Origin of the sequence: Herbaspirillum lusitanum, from assembly GCF_026127345.1 — a bacterium.
GTDB classification, from domain to species: Bacteria; Pseudomonadota; Gammaproteobacteria; order Burkholderiales; family Burkholderiaceae_D; genus Herbaspirillum; species Herbaspirillum lusitanum.
The window spans coordinates 1-17394 of sequence record NZ_QXFG01000006.1 but is presented as its reverse complement, the minus strand read 5'-3'; the positions used below and the strand labels follow the sequence as shown (position 1 = coordinate 17394).

17 protein-coding genes and 1 pseudogene are annotated in these 17394 nt (G+C 59.4%); 8 read left to right on the top strand and 10 right to left on the bottom strand.

The window, feature by feature from the left end; genetic code table 11:
- Positions 1 to 6: 6 nt before the first annotated feature.
- On the top strand, positions 7 to 303 hold the full coding sequence (locus DXT88_RS07030) for a DUF6587 family protein (protein ID WP_265212236.1): 297 nt from the start codon (positions 7 to 9) through the stop codon (positions 301 to 303).
- A 26-nt stretch (positions 304 to 329) separates the two neighbouring features.
- Here DXT88_RS07030 and DXT88_RS07025 read toward each other — a convergent pair whose 3' ends face one another.
- From DXT88_RS07025 to DXT88_RS07010, 4 genes are all read right to left on the bottom strand, one after another.
- A complete protein-coding gene (locus DXT88_RS07025; protein WP_265212235.1) occupies positions 330 to 1451 on the bottom strand; it encodes a sterol desaturase family protein in 1122 nt (373 codons plus the stop codon).
- 221 nt (positions 1452 to 1672) lie between these two features.
- The gene (locus DXT88_RS07020; protein ID WP_016834480.1) at positions 1673 to 2386 is read right to left on the bottom strand and encodes a glutathione S-transferase N-terminal domain-containing protein; all 714 of its coding nucleotides are present in this window, start codon (positions 2384 to 2386) and stop codon (positions 1673 to 1675) included.
- Positions 2387 to 2389: 3 nt separating this feature from the next.
- Positions 2390 to 5500, bottom strand: coding sequence for a bifunctional diguanylate cyclase/phosphodiesterase (locus tag DXT88_RS07015; protein WP_265212232.1), 3111 nt, complete (start codon positions 5498 to 5500; stop codon positions 2390 to 2392).
- The gene (locus DXT88_RS07010; RefSeq protein ID WP_029363494.1) at positions 5497 to 6258 is read right to left on the bottom strand and encodes a substrate-binding periplasmic protein; all 762 of its coding nucleotides are present in this window, start codon (positions 6256 to 6258) and stop codon (positions 5497 to 5499) included. Before DXT88_RS07010 ends, DXT88_RS07015 begins: the two co-directional genes overlap by 4 nt.
- A 407-nt stretch (positions 6259 to 6665) precedes the next feature.
- Between DXT88_RS07010 and DXT88_RS07005 the strand changes: the two are divergent.
- A pseudogene (locus DXT88_RS07005) lies at positions 6666 to 6968 on the top strand (YciI-like protein).
- 62 nt (positions 6969 to 7030) lie between these two features.
- Here the strand turns inward: DXT88_RS07005 and DXT88_RS07000 are convergent.
- From DXT88_RS07000 to DXT88_RS06985, 4 genes are all read right to left on the bottom strand, one after another.
- The gene (locus DXT88_RS07000; protein ID WP_053196311.1) at positions 7031 to 7246 is read right to left on the bottom strand and encodes a glycine zipper 2TM domain-containing protein; all 216 of its coding nucleotides are present in this window, start codon (positions 7244 to 7246) and stop codon (positions 7031 to 7033) included.
- 159 nt (positions 7247 to 7405) lie between these two features.
- Positions 7406 to 8869, bottom strand: coding sequence for an efflux transporter outer membrane subunit (locus tag DXT88_RS06995; protein WP_265212229.1), 1464 nt, complete (start codon positions 8867 to 8869; stop codon positions 7406 to 7408).
- An 8-nt stretch (positions 8870 to 8877) separates the two neighbouring features.
- Positions 8878 to 10455, bottom strand: a complete 1578-nt coding sequence (locus DXT88_RS06990; RefSeq protein ID WP_265212226.1) for an MDR family MFS transporter — start codon at positions 10453 to 10455, stop codon at positions 8878 to 8880.
- Positions 10452 to 11594, bottom strand: a complete 1143-nt coding sequence (locus tag DXT88_RS06985; protein WP_265212224.1) for an HlyD family secretion protein — start codon at positions 11592 to 11594, stop codon at positions 10452 to 10454. The genes DXT88_RS06990 and DXT88_RS06985 overlap by 4 nt, the downstream gene beginning before the upstream one ends.
- A 157-nt stretch (positions 11595 to 11751) precedes the next feature.
- Here DXT88_RS06985 and DXT88_RS06980 point away from each other — a divergent pair, with 157 nt between their 5' ends.
- Positions 11752 to 11892 carry a hypothetical protein gene (locus tag DXT88_RS06980; RefSeq protein WP_157137855.1) on the top strand — a complete coding sequence of 47 codons (141 nt, stop codon included), beginning with the start codon at positions 11752 to 11754 and terminating at the stop codon, positions 11890 to 11892.
- A 127-nt stretch (positions 11893 to 12019) separates the two neighbouring features.
- Here the strand turns inward: DXT88_RS06980 and DXT88_RS06975 are convergent, their stop codons facing one another.
- Positions 12020 to 12499 carry a VOC family protein gene (locus tag DXT88_RS06975; RefSeq protein WP_016834488.1) on the bottom strand — a complete coding sequence of 160 codons (480 nt, stop codon included), beginning with the start codon at positions 12497 to 12499 and terminating at the stop codon, positions 12020 to 12022.
- 256 nt (positions 12500 to 12755) lie between these two features.
- On the bottom strand, positions 12756 to 13505 hold the full coding sequence (locus DXT88_RS06970) for an SDR family oxidoreductase (protein ID WP_265212221.1): 750 nt from the start codon (positions 13503 to 13505) through the stop codon (positions 12756 to 12758).
- A gap of 96 nt (positions 13506 to 13601) precedes the next feature.
- On the opposite strand from DXT88_RS06970, the gene DXT88_RS06965 reads away from it, so the two are divergent.
- The 5 genes from DXT88_RS06965 to DXT88_RS06945 all read left to right on the top strand — a co-directional run bounded on the left by DXT88_RS06965 (position 13602) and on the right by DXT88_RS06945 (position 17376).
- Entirely contained in the window at positions 13602 to 14540 is a 939-nt protein-coding gene (locus DXT88_RS06965; RefSeq protein ID WP_265212219.1) for a helix-turn-helix transcriptional regulator, read from the top strand.
- A gap of 79 nt (positions 14541 to 14619) precedes the next feature.
- Positions 14620 to 15075 (top strand): GNAT family N-acetyltransferase, encoded by a 456-nt coding sequence (locus DXT88_RS06960; RefSeq protein WP_016834491.1) that lies wholly within the window; start codon positions 14620 to 14622, stop codon positions 15073 to 15075.
- Positions 15076 to 15321: 246 nt separating this feature from the next.
- On the top strand, positions 15322 to 16104 hold the full coding sequence (locus DXT88_RS06955; protein ID WP_265212216.1) for an FG-GAP repeat protein: 783 nt from the start codon (positions 15322 to 15324) through the stop codon (positions 16102 to 16104).
- Between the two features lie 176 nt (positions 16105 to 16280).
- Entirely contained in the window at positions 16281 to 16898 is a 618-nt protein-coding gene (locus DXT88_RS06950; protein WP_265212214.1) for a hypothetical protein, read from the top strand.
- Positions 16899 to 16941: 43 nt separating this feature from the next.
- Entirely contained in the window at positions 16942 to 17376 is a 435-nt protein-coding gene (locus tag DXT88_RS06945) for a hypothetical protein (protein ID WP_265212212.1), read from the top strand.
- Positions 17377 to 17394: the final 18 nt, after the last annotated feature.

The window sequence follows — 17394 nt, the reverse complement described above, 5'->3', positions numbered from 1 at the left end:
ACCATCATGCAAAACCTCGTTGTCGCCATCATCGTGTTGACTGCCTGCCGGCATGTGCTGCGGCGCTATCTGCCGAAATCCTTGAAGCGCCGTATGGCGACTGCCGTTGCAGCATGGTGCCGGGATCGCGGCTGGCGCGGCATGGCCGTGCGCCTGCAACCGACGGAACAAGTGTCGGCCGCAACGGGCTGCGACAGTTGCAGCGCTTGCGCGGGCGCGGAAGCAAAAGGAAAAGACAAGAAGGGAAATCAGGCCATCCAGACGATTTCGGTGGACAGCCTGAAGCGCAGTCTGCGCCGTTAGACTTTTACAGCTGCACTACAGCTGCATTACAGCAGAACACCGGCGGCAACGACCGCCGCAACAACATCAATCGCCACCATCGCCACCATGCCGATGCGATGCTGCATGAAAGCGCCCAGTCCCCAGAACGCCGCCAGCAAGACGCAGCATAGCTCGACCAGGCGCGCATAAGAAAGATCATCCGCCACCCACATGCACGCGACGCTGGCTGCCAGCAGCAGACCGAATTGCAGCACCGCCGCCACACTGGCGCCGCGCGACAGCTTCGGATCGTACCGGTCCCGCGCCGCTTCCAGACTGAACTCAGGACCGCTCGCCGTCACTCCGGCCGGCAGCCAGCCGGGCGGCTTGAACCACAGCTTGAGCTTGTCCTGCCAGCGCGGCAGGCGCGCCGCGGTTTGCGCCAGTTGCCAGTAGCCGCTGGTCACGGCCCACAGCGGATCCCAGCTCTTGAGCGGCGTGCGCGTGCCGTAGACGCAGGCTTCCTTCTCTTCCGCGAAGGTGCCGAACAGGCGGTCCCAGATCACCAGCATACCGCCGTAGTTCTTGTCGAGGTATTGATCGTTGACCGCGTGATGCACGCGATGATTCGACGGCGAGGAAAAAATCTTGTCGAACCAGCCTAGCTTGCCGACATGTTCGGTGTGGATCCAGAACTGATACACCAGCACGATCAGGCCGGCGATGGCGAACTGTTCGGGCGGTACGCCCAGCACCGCCATCGGCAGATAGAACAGCCAGCCGATGAAGACCACCGTACTCTCCTGGCGCAGCGCCGTCGACAGGTTGAAGTCCTGGCTCTGGTGATGCACCGCGTGCGCGGCCCACATCACGGCATTCTCATGGCCCATGCGATGCAGCCAATAGTCGAAAAAATCGAACAACAGGATCGCCGCAATCCATCCGGCCGCGCCGTGCCAGAAACGCGCATGCGGGGCTATCGCCACGAAGCGGTAGGCGAAGGTGTAAAAACCGATCTGGAACAGTTGCGTGACCAGTCCCACGAGTTGGCCGATCAGGCCCTGGCTCAGGCTGCTGATGGCGTCGTTGAGACGAAAGGTATTGCGGCCGCGGAAATAGCCGTAGGCGAGCTCCGCACAGATCAGCACAAGGAACAGCGGGATGATGTAGACGACGAGTTGTTCCATGGGACATTTCTGACGATTTCGGGCTGCAGCGCCACAACGAATTGCATGTCAATCCGTGCGGGTGCTGGCGTTCAGCGCATCTTGCAGCGCACAACGAATTGTACGGCAGATAGTGAAAACGCGTCGGAGATGCCTTGCGGAAACGAACGAAAACGATGACTGGAAATGAAAGTGGGCATGGCCGCTAAAGGTCATGCCCGCCCTGGTTCACTTCCCGCGGATCATCCGCGCGCAGGAATCGTCAGGCCCTTGACCACCGCAGGACGGGCGACGAAGGCGTCGAGTGCGCGTTTGATGTTCTTGAAATCCTGGAAACCGACCAGCTCGCCCGCTTCGTAAAAGCCGACCAGGTTGCGCACCCACGGGAAGATTGCGATATCGGCAATGCTGTATTCGTCCATCACCCATTCGCGGTCCGCCAGGCGTTGGTCAAGCACGCCGAGCAAGCGGCGCGACTCGGCGACGTAACGGTCGCGCGGACGCTTGTCTTCGTATTCCTTGCCGGCGAAGCGGTGGAAGAAGCCGAGCTGGCCGAACATCGGACCGATGCCGCCCATCTGGAACATCACCCACTGGATGACCTGGTAACGCGCGGCCGGATCCTGCGGCAGGAACTTGCCGGTCTTTTCGGCCAGATAGATCAGGATCGCGCCGGACTCGAACAACGCCAGCGGCTTGCCGCCCGGACCGTCGGGATCGATGATGGCCGGGATCTTGTTGTTCGGATTGAGCGACAGGAATTCGGGCGACAGCTGATCGTTGGTCTCGAAACTGACCAGGTGCGGCTCATAGGCCAGGCCGGTTTCTTCCAGCATGATCGAGGCCTTGACGCCGTTGGGCGTCGGCAGCGAATACAGCTGGATGCGCTCGGGATGCCGGGCCGCCCATTTGGCGTTGATGGGGAAATCGGCAATTTTGGTGAAAGCAGCGGACATGTATTACTCCATATCGAGAATCGGATCGAAGGCATGGACGAATTGCTCGAATCCGTCCAGCGGCAGCGGCCGGCAGAAGAAGTAGCCCTGGTAGGCCAGGCATCCTGCATCGGCCAGGAAATTGCGCTGCGCGTCGGTCTCGACACCCTCGGCGATGACGCCCAGGCCGAGACTTTGCGCGAGTGCGACGATGGTCTTGGCGATGGAGGCATCGTTGGGGTCGATCAGGACATCGCGCACAAACGACTGGTCGATTTTAAGCTGATTCAGCGGCAGGCGTTTGAGATAGGACAAAGACGAATAGCCGATGCCGAAGTCGTCCAGCGAGAACTCGACACCCCTGGCCTTGAGCGCATTCATCTTCTGGATGATGTCCTCGACGTTGTCGACCAGTAGGCTTTCGGTGAGTTCGAGCTTGAGGCGCTTCGGATTGGCGCCGGTGCGTTCGAGGATGCCGCACACGGTCTCGACGAAATCGGCTTCGCGGAACTGCTGCACGCTGACGTTGACGGCGATGCTCAGATGCGCGGTCCCGGCGCGCAACGCCCAGCGCGCCAGTTGCGTGCAGGCGGTTTCCATGACCCAGTTGCCGAGCGAGAGGATCAGGCCGGTCTCTTCGGCCAGCGGAATGAATTCCGACGGCGGCACCGTGCCGCGCTGCGGGTGCTGCCAGCGCACCAGCACTTCGGCGCCGGTCACGCGACCACCTTCGACCACCTGCGCCTGGTAGTGCAGGACCAGTTGGCCGTCGTCGATGGCCTTGCGCAGTCCGGCTTCGAGCGCGGCGCGTTCCAGCACCACGGTTTGCATCGCCGGATCGAAGAAACTGATGGCGTTGCGGCCGGTTTCCTTGGACTTGTACATCGCCAGGTCGGCCTGCTTGAGCAACTCGTCGATCGAGGCCTGGCGACCGCGGAACACGGTGGCGCCGACGCTGGCGGTGGTGCGGTATTCAACCTCACCCAGTTGATACGGTGAATCGAGCACGCTGAGGATTTTTTCGCCGATGGATTTGGTCTGGCTGGCGGCTTCCTGAGGATTGCGGTGCAGGCTTTCCAGCACCACGACGAATTCGTCGCCGCCCACACGCGCCACCGTATCGTTGGCGCGCACGCTCAGCGCCAGTCGCTGCGCCACTTGCTTGAGCAGCAGGTCGCCCTTGTCGTGGCCGAGCGTGTCATTGAGCGTCTTGAAATGATCGAGGTCGATGAACAGCAAGGCGCTGCTGGTCTTGTTGCGCGTGCTGGCGGCAATCGCCTGCTTGAGGCGGTCCAGCAGCAACGTGCGGTTGGGCAGGCGCGTGAGCGCGTCGAAGAAGGCCAGCTCCTTGATGCGCTCTTCGGCGATCTTGCGTTCGGTGATGTCGTGATGGGTGCCGACGTAATGCGTGACCACGCCGTCATCGCCCTTCACCGCGGAGATGGTCAGCCATTCCGGATAGACCTGGCCGTTCTTGCGGCGATTCCAGATTTCGCCCTGCCAGCCGCCGGAGTGCCGCACGCTTTCCCAGATGGCGCGATGGAAGGCCGGGCTGTGGCGGTCCGAGCGCAGCAGGCGCGGCGTCTTGCCGATGACCTCCCCGGCGTCATAGCCGGTGATTTTGGTGAAGGCCTGGTTCACGCGCAGGATCTTGCTGTCGGCGTCGGTGATCATCATGCCTTCGAGCGAGTCGAAAGCCACGGCGGCGATGCGCAGTTCGGCTTCGGCCTGTTTGCGTTCCGTGATGTCGCGGCCGCTGGTGCGGAAACCCGTGAAGACGCCGTTGGCGTCGGTGATCGGCACCCACGACACCGACAGCCAGAACAACGAACCATCCTTGCGCACGCAACGGAATTCGAGGTCATCGCCGCGCTCGCCGAGCAAGCCCTTGTCGAACTCGGGCACCACGCGCGGCAAGTCTTCGAGGTAGATGAACTGGGCCTTGAAGTTCGGCATCGCCATGCACTCTTCAACGGTGTAGCCGGTGTAATGGAATACCGAGGGATTGATCCAGCGCGGCTTGCCGTCCAGGCCCCACCAGACTTCCCAGTTGACGGTGCAGTCGGCGATGGCGCGGAACTGTTCTTCGCTGGCGCGCAGTTCGCTGGTCATCTTGTTGGCCAGGCGGATTGCGCGGCGCCGGCTCGACATCAGCAGCCAGGCCAGCAACGCCAGCAGCATGCTCAGGCCGACGCCGGTCAGGGCGGTCTGCACTTCGGCGTTGCGGCCGAAGCGCGTGGTGAAATCATCGATCGTGTTCATCGACAGCGTCCAGTTGTGGCCGGCCACCACCAGGTACTCGGTCGCACTGATCAAGGTCGGCTTCTTCTGGTCGAGACCGGTCGCCGAGTGATACAGCAGCGCATCGGTCGACGGTTCGACGCCGTCGTAAATCGCAAACGCCACGCCCATCGGCTGTTCGCCGTACAGGCTGGCGACCACGTCGCTCATGCGGAACGAGGCATGCACCCAGCCGATCAGGCTGGCGCGGCGTTCGGCGATGGTCGATTGCGGCATGCCGCGTGCATAGATCGGCAGGTACATCAGGAAGCTCGGTTGGCCCTGACCGTCGGCATCGAGGTCCAGTTTGACCTTGCCGGAAATCGCCGCCATGCCGGAGTCGCGCGCTTTTTCCATGGCGCGCCGGCGATTGGGTTCGGCCCAGGGGTCGAAGCCGAAGGCCACGCGATTGCGGCCGACATACGGTTCGCGCATGATGATCGGCGCGTAGTCGGGGCGCTCGCCTGCAGGCCGGATGGCGTAGTCGCTGAAGCCGAGTTCGTGCATGCGCGCGATGTGCGCAGTCTTATCGGCGTTGCCGATCCACTCTTCCGCGCCGATGGCCTGGATGCCGGAAAAATTGGCGTCGAGGTTCAGCGAGGCAACGTAGTCGTGCAGCGCCGTGCGGTCGAATTTGCCGTTGGCGGTGAACAGGCCTTGCACGCCGTGCAGCATCTGTTCATAGCTGGAGACACGCTGCTCGACGCGGCTGACCGCTTCGCGCAGCGAAAAATCGAACTGCGCGCGCAGCTCTTTCTGCGAGGCTTCGCGTTCATGATCCCAAGCGACCCAGGTCACGCATAAGCCGGCAATCAGGATCGGCAACGGCAACAGGATCTGGCGTATCCAATTCACGGCTGCGCCTGGAAGTCGAGCATCGATGCCGCCAGTGCCGGCGGGAAATATTTTTCGAAGATGCGGCGGACGGTGCCGTCAGCGCGCATCTCGTCAACCAGCGCACGCCACTTGTCGCGCTCGCCGGGCGGCAAGGCCTTGTTCGACATGATCAGCCCGTGCGGGATCGAAGGATCGTTGAACTCAATGATCGCAGTGACGTCGCGGATGTGCTTCTCTTCCACCACCGGATAGTCGAACGGCTCCATGATCATGCCCTGGATACGATTGGCCATCAGCGCCTGGTACAGCGGATCGAGGCCGCCGGCCTGGGTCACGCGGTTGGCGGCCGTCAGCTTGTCGACCAGGCGATTGGCCGAGGCGCTGTAGCGGAAACTGCGGATCACGCCGAGCCGGAAGGTCTCGCTGCGTTCGAACTCCACCAGCTGGCGCATGCCGGCATCCTTGCGCACCAGCAAGTAATACTTGTTGCTGAAGTACCAGGCGAAAGAAGCGAAGCGGCGGCGCTCGGGACTGGCGATACCCGACAGGCTGAAGTCGAGCGCGCCCGATTCGATCAGTTGCCAGATGCGTACGCGCGACATCAGACTGACGCCGACCTTGCAGCCGCTGCGACGAATCAGTTCATCGGCGAAGTCCTTGTCGATGCCGGTGTCGGTATCGGCGGAGTACAACAGGCCGTGATCGTGCAGAGCAAGGGTATAGGGACGCGAGCAATCGGGACCGGCTGCCTGAACCGCGCCTGCTGAGCAGGCCATGAACAACGAGGTCGTGAGCAAGATGCGGCATGCACGGACGATGCTGCCGAAGCGTCGGCGGATCACCGTTCCCCCGGCGGTAAGAATAACTGAAATACGGCCCCCTTCATGTGCACCGTGTACTGATTACGTATTGACGTATTCTTTTTTTGTGCGGCTTGCGGGCGACTATTTTTATTGTCGCAAACCAACAGCACTACAATGCCGCCGCCGGTTATTTTCCTGATTCGTCCGGCATGACGGACGAATGATGTTACCCGACGCCTATTGAAACTGCAACTGAGGAACACAGCCGTGAAAGGGGCGCTGAAGCGGGCTTTGAAGCGCTCTTGAAGCGCAATGAAATTCAGCGGAATGTCAGCGTACAATTTACGCTATCCCATTGTCGTCACTAAAAAGAGGTCGCCATGCATTACGCCTTGTTTTATCGCTTCGTCAAAGACAGCAAGACCGCCAAACAGCCGTTTCGCAGCGAGCATCTCAAATTCGCCTAGGAAGCCAGCGAACGCGGCGAACTGATCCTCGGCGGCGCATTGGCCGATCCGGAAGATGAGGCCTTGTTGTTGTTCACCGGCGATTCGCCGGAAGTCGCCGAGAATTTCGCCAACAAGGATCCCTATGTGCTCAACGGCGTAGTGACCCAATGGCAGGTGCGGCCGTGGACCACGGTAGTCGGGAAAACTGCGGCGACGCCGGTACAAGCGGATTGAGGCAAAAAAAAGAGGACCGCGAGGTCCTCTTTCTTGTTGATCTTCATGGAAGCAAAACTGCCTTATCTGCCGATTTGATGCCCGATCACGCCGCCGACTGCAGCGCCGCCGGCGGTGCCGATACCGCTGCCGCCGGTCAGGACCGCGCCCGCAACCGCACCGATGCCGGCGCCCACCGCCGTGTTCTTGTCGCGTCGCGACATATTGCTGCAACCGCTCATCGCCGCCAGCGCGCAGACCGTGATGGAAATGACTGTGATTTTTTGGATTGTTTTCATGATGCGGGTCCTTGTTAAAAATAAGGTCGCTGCTTTAGCAGCAATGGAATACGGACGGCTGTTCGAGCCGCATTCTCTCTCAATAGTTTCGGCCGCCCGACGCCTGCAAACATTCCCTTACAGTTGTTACAACCTGCCTCATGAAAAGTTGATCATCCGTCAACTCCCCCAACCCAAACCCAGCGCCTTCTGGATGCCGACAAAACTGCGCGTCAGCGCCGCCTCGGCCTGCGACAGATTCTGCTGCGCAGAGAGTTGCTGGCGCGTGGTGTCCAGCACGTCGATCAGGGTGCCGGTGCCGGCCCGGTAGCGTTGCTGCGCCAGGTCCAGCGCACGGTCGGCCGATGCCTTGGTGCGCGCAACAGTGGCGACCGTCACGCGGCCGTAACGGAAACGCGACAGCGAATCCTCGGCATCGCGCAAGGCTTCCAGCACCGATTGCCGATACTTGATCTCGGCTTCGTCGCGCACGCGCTCGGCTTGCGTGACGCGCGCCTTGGCACGACCAAAGTCGAGGAAATTCCAGCTCAGCATCGGCGCCGCCACCGCAGTGAAATCATCGAGTTTTGTCAGATCGGACGGATGCGTGCCGCCCAGGCCGATGACGCCGAACAGCTTCAGGCTGGGATAGCGTGCGGCTTCCGCCTGGCCGATCTTGGCGGTGTCGGCGGCCAGCGTACGCTCGGCGGCACGGATGTCGGGACGCCGCCGCAGCAACGCCTGGGGATCGCCTGCCGCGACTTGCGCGGGCGGCAAGGGCACTGCATTTTTTGCATTTTCCGCATTTGCGTTGGCGACAAGCATCTCATCCAGCGTGCCGGGCTCCTGCCCCACCAGCGTGGCCAACTGGTTCAAATAGGATTCCAGGTCGGCCTGCAGCGGCACCTGGTCGCTGCGTGTGCCGTCGAGCTGATTCCGCACACGGATCAGATCGAGATTGGAGGCCGTGCCGCGCTCGAGCCGCTGCTGCGTCAGCGTCGCCATCTGCTCCTGGGCACGAATCGATTCGTCGGCCAGCCGGATGCGGCGCTGGCGATCGCGCAGGTTGATGTAGGCATTCACGACCTCCGCTTCGAGACTGACCTGGACGTCGGCCAGCGATGCTTCCGCCGCCTCGGCGGTGGCGTTGGCGGCTTGCACCGCGCGACGATGTCCGCCGAACAAGTCGGCTTCCCAAGTGGCGTCGAAACCGAGGCTGTACAGGTTCAGGCTGGTGGACGAGCCGGATGAAGTGGATGCCCCCGATGAGCTACCCAGATTGATCGGCGGCAGGCGCGCATGTCCCGCCAGCGCCGAGGCGCCGACGCTGGGGAGTGCATTGGCCTGTTCCAGGTTGAGCGCGGCGCGCGACTGCTGCAGACGCGCGCGGGCGATGCCGAGATTGGGATTGGCGTCGAGCGCGCGCTGCACCAGATCGTTGAGCACCGGATCTCCGAGCGCTTCCCACCAGCGATTGACGGGTGCTTCCGCGCTGGCGGCATCCTGAGCGCGCACGAAACGGCCCGATTGCAATGCCGCCGGAGCGGCATCGGGCGGTCCTGCGTATTCGGGGCCGAGTGCGCAACCGGCCAGTGCCGCGACGCACGCGAGTGAGACAAGTTGAGAGAGAGGAAATGTTCGCATGATGTTTTTCAATGAGCCGCAACCGGTGCGGCGTTGGTCGGCAAAGGCCGCAAGAACAGCACCAGCGGCGTGATGCACAGGATCGCCACGCCCAGCAGCCAGAACAGGTCGGCGTAAGTCATCGTCAGCGCCTGCATCTGGATGGTGGAACCGAGCAGGCGTATCGCGGTGTCTGGCCCGCCCAGCAGATGCGCCTGCGTCGCCATGCTCGATTGCACCAGCTCGGCGTTGGCGGAAATGCTTTCTTCAAGGCGGCGGCTGTGCAGCCACAGCCGCTGATCCTGAATCACGGCGATGCTGGCCAACGCCAGCGAGCCGCCCAGATTACGCGCGGCGCTGTAGATGCCCGCCGCATCACCGGCCTGCGACGGCGGCACTGACCGGATCGCCGCCTGGTTCAGGAACAGCATCGCCAGCACCGTGCCGATGCCGCGCATCAGTTGCGAAGCCACGAACGAGCCGCCGTACGACAGGGGACTGAGATCGGTTTCCATGAAGGCGCTCGCCGCCAGCAACAGCAAGCCGAAACCAACCGCCAGCCGGATGTCGACGGTGCGCATCAGCAAGGGTGTGAACGGCATCATCAAGATCATCGGCACGCCCGACAGCAGCACGATCACGCCCGACTGCAGCGAGTTGTAGCCGGCGATGCCGGCGAGGAATTGCGGAATCACGTACGCCGTGCCGTACAAGGCCACGCCGACCGCCATCGCCATCAACGCCACCGATCCGAACTGGCGATCGCGCAATAACCGCAACTGAATCACCGGATGTCTGGCTCGCCACTGGCCGATGGCGAGCAGAATGAAGCCGAGCAGAGAGACGACCGCCAGCCAGCGGATGTCCGGCGAGGAAAACCACTGTTCGCGTTCGCCCTCCTCCAGCACCACCGTCAGGCCGCCGAGGCCAAGCGCCATCCCGAGGATGCCGAGCCAGTCGGCCTCGGCCAGTAGCTCGACCTTCGGCCGTTCATACGGCACCGCGACCAGCAACAAGGTGATCAGCGCGATGCCGACCGGCACGTTGAGGAAGAAGGAATAATGCCAGCTGACGTTCTCGGTCAGCCAGCCGCCCAGCACCGGGCCGAGCACCGGGCCGAGGATCGCGGTGGCGCCGAACAAGGCGTTGCCGACCGGCTGCTGTTCGCGCGGCAGGCGCGTGGCGATGATGGTCATGGCGGTCGGAATCAGCGCGCCGCCGGTGAAGCCCTGGCCGATGCGGCCGACGATCATCATCGGCAACGTGGTCGACAGTCCGCACATCACCGAGAACAGCGTGAACAGACCCGCCGCCGCCAGCAACAGCGTGCGCAAGCCGAGCAGTTTTTCCAGCCAGGAAGACAGCGGGATGATGATGATTTCCGCCACCAGATACGCAGTGGCGATCCAGGTGCCTTCAGTGCCGCTGGCGCCGATCTCGCCCTGGATGGTGGGCAGCGAAGAATTGACGATGGAGATGTCCAGCGTCGCCATCAGCGCGCCGAGCGTGCCGGCGGCGACCGCCAGCCAGGCACTGGCGTCGGCTTTCCGACCGGATGTCTGGCCGGATGTCTGACCGGTACCTGGTGAGGCGGCCGGCGAGCTCAATGCGTACGCTCCGTCGCGGCGGTATCGACTTCGGCCGTCACCGACAAGCCGGCGACGAAGATCCTGCGGTCTTCCGCCGAAGCGTCAACAGCGATGCGCACCGGCACGCGCTGGACGATCTTGGTGAAGTTGCCGGTGGCGTTCTGCGGCGGCAGCAGCGAGAATTGCGCGCCGGTGCCGGGGGCGATGCTTTCCACATGGCCCTTGAATTTTGTCCCCGGCAAGGCATCCACCTTGATCGCCACCGGCTGGCCGGTGCGCATGCTGCCGATCTGGGTTTCCTTGAAGTTGGCGACCACGTAAAAGTCGCTCGGGACCACCGTCATCAGGCGCGTGCCGGCCGACACGAACTGACCGACGCGCACCTGCTTGTCGCCAATGCGGCCGGCCACACTGGCAGTGACCTGGGTGGAACCGAGATTGACGTTGGCGGCGTCGAATTGCGCCCGCGCCGTTTCGCCCTGGGCTCGTGCCTGGCGCACCTGCGCCTCGATCGAATGCACCCGCAGTCGTGCTGCTTCCAGCGCCGCGCGACGCGACGCCACGGCGGACTTCGCCTGCGCCGCCTGGTTGCGCAAGGTAGTCAGGCGCTCACGCGTTTCGGCGCCGCTGGCGGCCAGCGGTGTATAGCGCTCCACTTCGGACGCCGCAAAGCGCGCATCTTCTTCCGCCGAACTCAGTTGCGCCTGCGCCTGGCTGATCGCGGCCTTCTGCTCCTGCAGCTGCGCCTTGGCGGCGTCTTCGCTGGCGGTGGCGGCGTCGATCTGCGCCTTCGACTGCGAGGACTGCGCGGCGTAGTCGCGTGCGTCGATGCGCACCAGCGGCTGGCCGGCCTTGACGTCCTGGTTATCGACGACGAACACTTGCTCGACATAGCCGGAGACCTTCGGCGCGACCGTCACGCTGTCGGCGTAGACGAAGGCATCGTTGGTGCTCTCCAGATACTTGCCACGCAATTCGTAATAAATGAACCAGGCGACGATCACGATCAGCACAACCACCAGCAGCGAGCGCAAGACCAGTTTGGCGCGCGGACTCATTTTTTTCTTCGGCTTGCCGTTCGCCGGCTTGTCATTCGTCGGATCTGCGTCTGGAGGGTTCTGCGTCGCCTCGGGGCGATTGTCTACCGGGTCGGTCATGTTTGTTTTATCCTGAACTGGTTTCCTGAAGCAAAGCAGGCATTCGACTCGCCTGGCTCGCAAATCGGCGTGCCTTGAAACAGCGGGACTTGTCGAGCACACAACGACCGGGAGTCCCGGCGCCAAATTCATTTCTTTGACAGCATCGGGGAAAAAAGTGCTGCGCACCCCCGAGCCGGTGCGCAAGCAATTTGGCGATCAGTTATTCAAAGCTTGGAGCAGCGAAGAGATTGTGCAGCTGACGCTGCTGCCGGGGCGGCTGAATGCGCGCCTGCTTGAGTTGAAAGAAGAGAAGTGATTGAAGCAGTAATCCGCTGACGCTAGAATCAGCAATTCCTTACTGGAAGTGTCCGGCGTGCACTGACGGCGGCCCCGGGCGAGTCCACCTGAAAACCACAGTACGAAGAAATCCTGCTGCGAACAATTCAGCCACGCACGGCGGCTTCGATCGCGGCGACGTCAATTTTTCGCATCTTCATCATGGCGTCGAACGCGCGTTTGGCGGCAGCCTTGTCGGAGCCCATGACCGCATCCGTGAGTACCCGCGGCGAAATCTGCCACGACAAGCCCCACTTGTCCTTGCACCAGCCGCAGGCACTCTCCTGCCCGCCGTTGCCGACGATCGCATTCCATAGACGGTCGGTTTCTTCCTGGTCATCGGTGGCGATCTGGAACGAGAATGCCTCGCTATGGCGGAACGCGGCGCCGCCATTGAGTCCGATACAAGGAATGCCCAGCACTGTGAACTCCACCGTCAGGACGTCGCCTTCCTTCCCGGAAGGATAATCGCCGGGCGCATGATGGACTGCGCCGACGGCGCTGTCGGGAAACGTCGCGGCATAGAACTGCGCGGCCTCCAACGCGGCGCCGTCGTACCAAAGACAGAGTGTGTTTTTGCTGGTCATGTCGGGTCTCCTGAATGGGTAGATAAATAGGGGAAAACGAATGCGACAGATGAACCGCGCGAGCCCCTGTCGCCGGCAACGCTCCTGCCGGATGCAGAATGCCAGATGGCGGTCCCGCTTGTTTTCGATCCGGTTTCTCAAGGATAGTGCCGATGTATTTCACCTGCAAGATCTGCCCCTCCCTTGCGATGGCGCGGCGCAGGCTTGCTGGCCTGCGTTGCCGCAAACATCGCATTCCCATGTCCCGGCGCTGGCGCTAACCAACCTCGTTAAACCATTCCACCGCATCCGCGCCGGCCGGCACGCGGAATCCGGTCGGACCGTCTTGCACGACCTGCCAGACTGCTTCCGCCACATCTGCCGAATGCGTCACTGCACCAGTGTAATTTTGAAATCCCGACAGCACCGCATTCATCGTGGCGGCGTAATCCTCAGGGAACGCTTTCGCAACTCTCGCATGTGCGTTGCTGGCAAACGCCGTTTCCGGCGCCATTCCCGGCAACACCACGCCTACGCGGATATTGAATTCCTGCAGCTCCAGCGCCAGAGATGCCGTGAATGCAACAATCGCTGCCTTGCTGGCCGTGTAGACGGGAAGCAACGGCAAGGATTTTAACGTCACGCTCGAAGCCACATTCACGACGACACCTGACCTGCTGGCCCGGAACTGAGGCAGAAATGCCTGCGTCATGGCCATCGTACCGAAGGTATTCGTTTCAAATACTTCACGTACGGAATCCATCGAAGTGCTCTCGAACGGCCCCAGCATGCCAACGCCGGCGTTGTTGACCAGGACGTCGATCGCCCCGGCTTCTTTGACCAGGTCACGGATGCTTTCTGCATCGGTGACATCCAGCTTCAGGATGCGCAAATGCGCGGACTTCGGCAACACGTCGTCATTCGGCGTACGCATGGTGGCGACGACTTTCCAGTTACGGTCCAAAAAATACTTCGCGATTTCCAGACCGAAGCCGGAAGAACAGCCTGTGATTAAAACGGTTTTCATGTGAATCCTTTCATTGTCAGGAGAAGCACGACAATAGCTGGCATGAACAAAACCATCTACAATCCAAAGTCTTAAATTTGTTTGCGAGAGTCCGACATGGTTGACCCCCTGACGTCCGTTGTCACTCTTCTCCAGCCCAAGATGTCCTATACGAAAATAGTGACCGGGGCAGGACGCTGGGGAGTGCGCGGCAAACTGGAAGAAGCGCCATTGTTCTGCTGCGTCGTGCTGGAAGGAAAAATCCGTTATACGGTCGACGAGTTGCAGCTGGTCGCCGAAGCTGGCGATTTCCTGCTGATCCCCTCCATGTCGACATTTTCGGCGAGCAGCTTCGACGTCCCTCTCGAGGATGAATGGCAATCCGAACCCGTGGTGCTGGAAAACGGCGAACATCGCAATGGCTCGGCATCAGCCGAAGCGGATGTGCGATCGCTGGTGGGCTTCTGTCAACTGACTTCGCCGGACGCCACTTTGCTTTTGACGCTGCTGCCGAAGGTCATCCTCATTCGAGGCGATGTCCGCTTGACGGCACTGGTTCAGCTGGCCATCGATGAAGCACGTTCGCAGCGGCCCGCGCGAGACGTGGTGCTCGAACGCCTGCTGGAAGTTCTGCTGATTGAGGCGTTACGCTCGTCCAACAACGCGGTAACGTCACCCGGCCTGTTGCGAGGTCTCGCGGATACCCGGCTGGCGAACGCGATCCGTCGCATTCATGAAAGTCCTGAAGAGCCTTGGACCGTTGCGCTCCTGGCGAAAGAATCGGCGCTGTCGCGCTCCACTTTTTTCCAGCGATTCAGCACGGCGCTGGGCGTCACGCCGATGGACTACCTGCTGTCTTGGCGGATGGCATTGGCCAAAAAATTTCTTGATCAAAAAAAATCAATAACAGTGGTGGCAGCGCTGGTCGGATACAGTTCATCAAGCACGTTTACGGTCGCCTTCACCCGCCATACCGGCATGCCGCCGGGCCAATATTCCAGATTGCGGCAGAATGCAGAGGCAGGAAATTCAGCCGAGGCGCCTGCAATGTCGTGAATTTCGCTCGTGTCCGCTACGGGTCAGTTTCGGACATTAAAAAATCATCCCACGCGAAGAAACTGAAGAGAGAGGCAACATGGAAATTCGTGATATCTGCTCTGACGACTTGAATTTAATCTGCCAACATCGGGAATTGATGTTTCGAGAGGCGGGTCGGGATGAAACAGATCTGGCTGCGATGGCGCCTAATTTTCGAAATTGGTTGGAACCCAGAATTGTAGATGGTAGCTATTTTGGATTTCTTGCTACTGACAAAGATGACGTCGTAGCCGGCATCGGCTTGATGGAAATTGATTGGCCACCTCACCCATCTCATCCATATCAGGACAAGCGCGGCTATGTACTCAACGTGTACGTAGAGCCTGCATATCGTCGCCGTGGCATTGCAGACTTGTTGATGAAAATGGCCGATGCTGAATTTAAGAAACGTGGACTAACTTTCGCGATTCTACATTCAACTAACGCCGGGCGTCCTCTATATGAAAAAAGCGGCTGGTCCTCAACCACGGAGATGGCCAAGCCGTTGGTGTAAGTCGTTGACGTCAACATTGTTGTCCGCTACCGGCCAGAAGCTGACACTCGACAAGCATAATGGAAGAGCTTCACGATCTATTTTCGTATAGCCTAGGTAGACATGTCTTTTGTAATCTCGCAGGGCTATTCAAAAAAGAGTTCAAATCGATCCATAAACACTAATCTCGATGCTAATTCCAAAAAAAATCATCAGAGTCTCGCTATATCTCATCATCTGTTTTATGGGAATCGGGATCGGCATCGTATGCCTATTGCGCCCAAATATCGGCCGCGCGTGGGTAAGATGAACTCGAATCGCAAGTGTGCAATAAACGGGCTATTCCTTTTTTGGATATTTTTCACCTCGCCATTGGTTTATGCGTGGAGCATTGTGATACCAGAGATCTCAGGTAAGTACTCTGCGAAAATTCTAATGGACCGGTGTGATAAATATGGCTGCGAAGGACCGGCAGACATTGCGTTGTTCCATTTGAGCAGCCAAAAGAAAATCGCTGACTTCCATTCGGAGGATTTCGTCATTGGCGCAAGCAGCAATTCCAATCCAGACGAGGATCGGGTTGCCAATGAAACGAGCGGTGACGTCGTTGTGGGAGATTTCAATTTCGACGGGCACGACGATATCGCAATTCAGAATGGCCACAATGGTAGTTACGGCTATGCCTCTTATGATGTTTACACATACGACGTCGCTAGTCAGGCCTACATCTTGGATGCAAATTTGACTCGACTCACGTGGGGCGAGTATCTTGGAATGTTCCGTGTAGACAAAAAGAGAAAGCGGCTTCTCACACTGAATAAGGCGGCGGACCGAGCCATGTTTAGTTTCGAATTCATTTCGGATATCCGCGGTGTGAAAAAAGTCTGCGAAAAAGAGGAGATATGGGACATGTCACATAATATTGTGAACGTTACCGTTAAAACTCTACAGAAAGATGGCTGGCGTATTCGACAGAAAATTTTTTCTGGTACTCAGTACGATTTCAACAAAATGGCGAAATGGGGCAGGTGCTCTTTCATCGATCAGTAGCGTCGCAGCTTCGTTCCCGCAACCAGGAAGGTGCAGGCGACCATACTTCTATTGGCCGGCATGGATTCTCATCATCATGTTTTGGCGAGCGGCTGTAACTTGGACTATTCAAGGAACGAAACGCCGCCGAATGTCCGTAACCGGCCAGGAGCCGACACTCAAATCAACAGGCCCACATGAAAAAAAGAATAGCCATAATTGCCGTCGTTGGAACCTTGCTCCAAGGTTGCATTCCGCACACGTTGCTCTACTCACGTCTGGAAGCACCGGACTCCAAATACTTTAGGAGTAGTTGCTTTGGTGGTGCGGGGGCGACTTCTGTTATCTACTACCCGTTTCACGGCATCTACATATCTCTGAATATCACCGGAACATTGAGATTGGGCTTGCATGTTCCTGCAGGTGAGGTCGCTCAACTTACTGACAACGTAATCAAAATCGAAGGCCGTTCAGGGGACGCAAAATTCGTTGGTTTCTCAGGAAAACTCATCGCAGCTCGGCAAGGCTCGATTGGTGCCGTCTATCCTAAAGAGTTACGAGCACTACCTGACCCGTATTCATCACCTGATAATTTGGGGCCGTTGATGGGAGGAAGTAAAAATGGAGACCACGTATGGTATTTCTTTACCGTCATGGAAAATGGAAAGCCAAACCGTTTTTCTAGATTACCTACGGGACTCATACGTGGGACTGTCGAACTCCCATCGGTTTCGGTAAACGGAGTGAATTACGGACCGCAGACAATCCCTTTCAAGCAAGATACCTATTTCGAATTAGGCCCGATCAACTGTTAGTCCGCAATCGGCCAGAGGCGGCCATCCTGAGAACGAGAATGAAATGAATGCAGGAATATGTTTCACCAAGATATGGTCGGATGACGATCTGCTGGAACTACGAATCGAAATCAATGAAGGCCGCTCCCGATTTCAGACTGAAGTCTATGCAGGGCACGAACAACTAGGCCAGCTTGTTTTAGCCTTGGAGGCATTCAAGGGGGAGGCTCCTGGCAGCCAATATGACTTACGGTTCGGAGAGTTTGATCCGCAATTCGCTGCAGGGGCTTGTCATTTTCTGCTGAAATTCAATGCGCGAGGGATGCTGATCATCACCGCACATTTGCAGTCGCAATTTTTCGACTGTGACGGGAAGAAAGTTGCCAACGAAGGAAAACTTCATCTGCGATCCCATCCTGCGCAACTAGATGATTTTTTACGAGGTTTGGCAGCAATTCACAATCAACATAGTGATACCGCAGTGTTGAATATCGAGTGACTGCAATCGGCCAGAAGC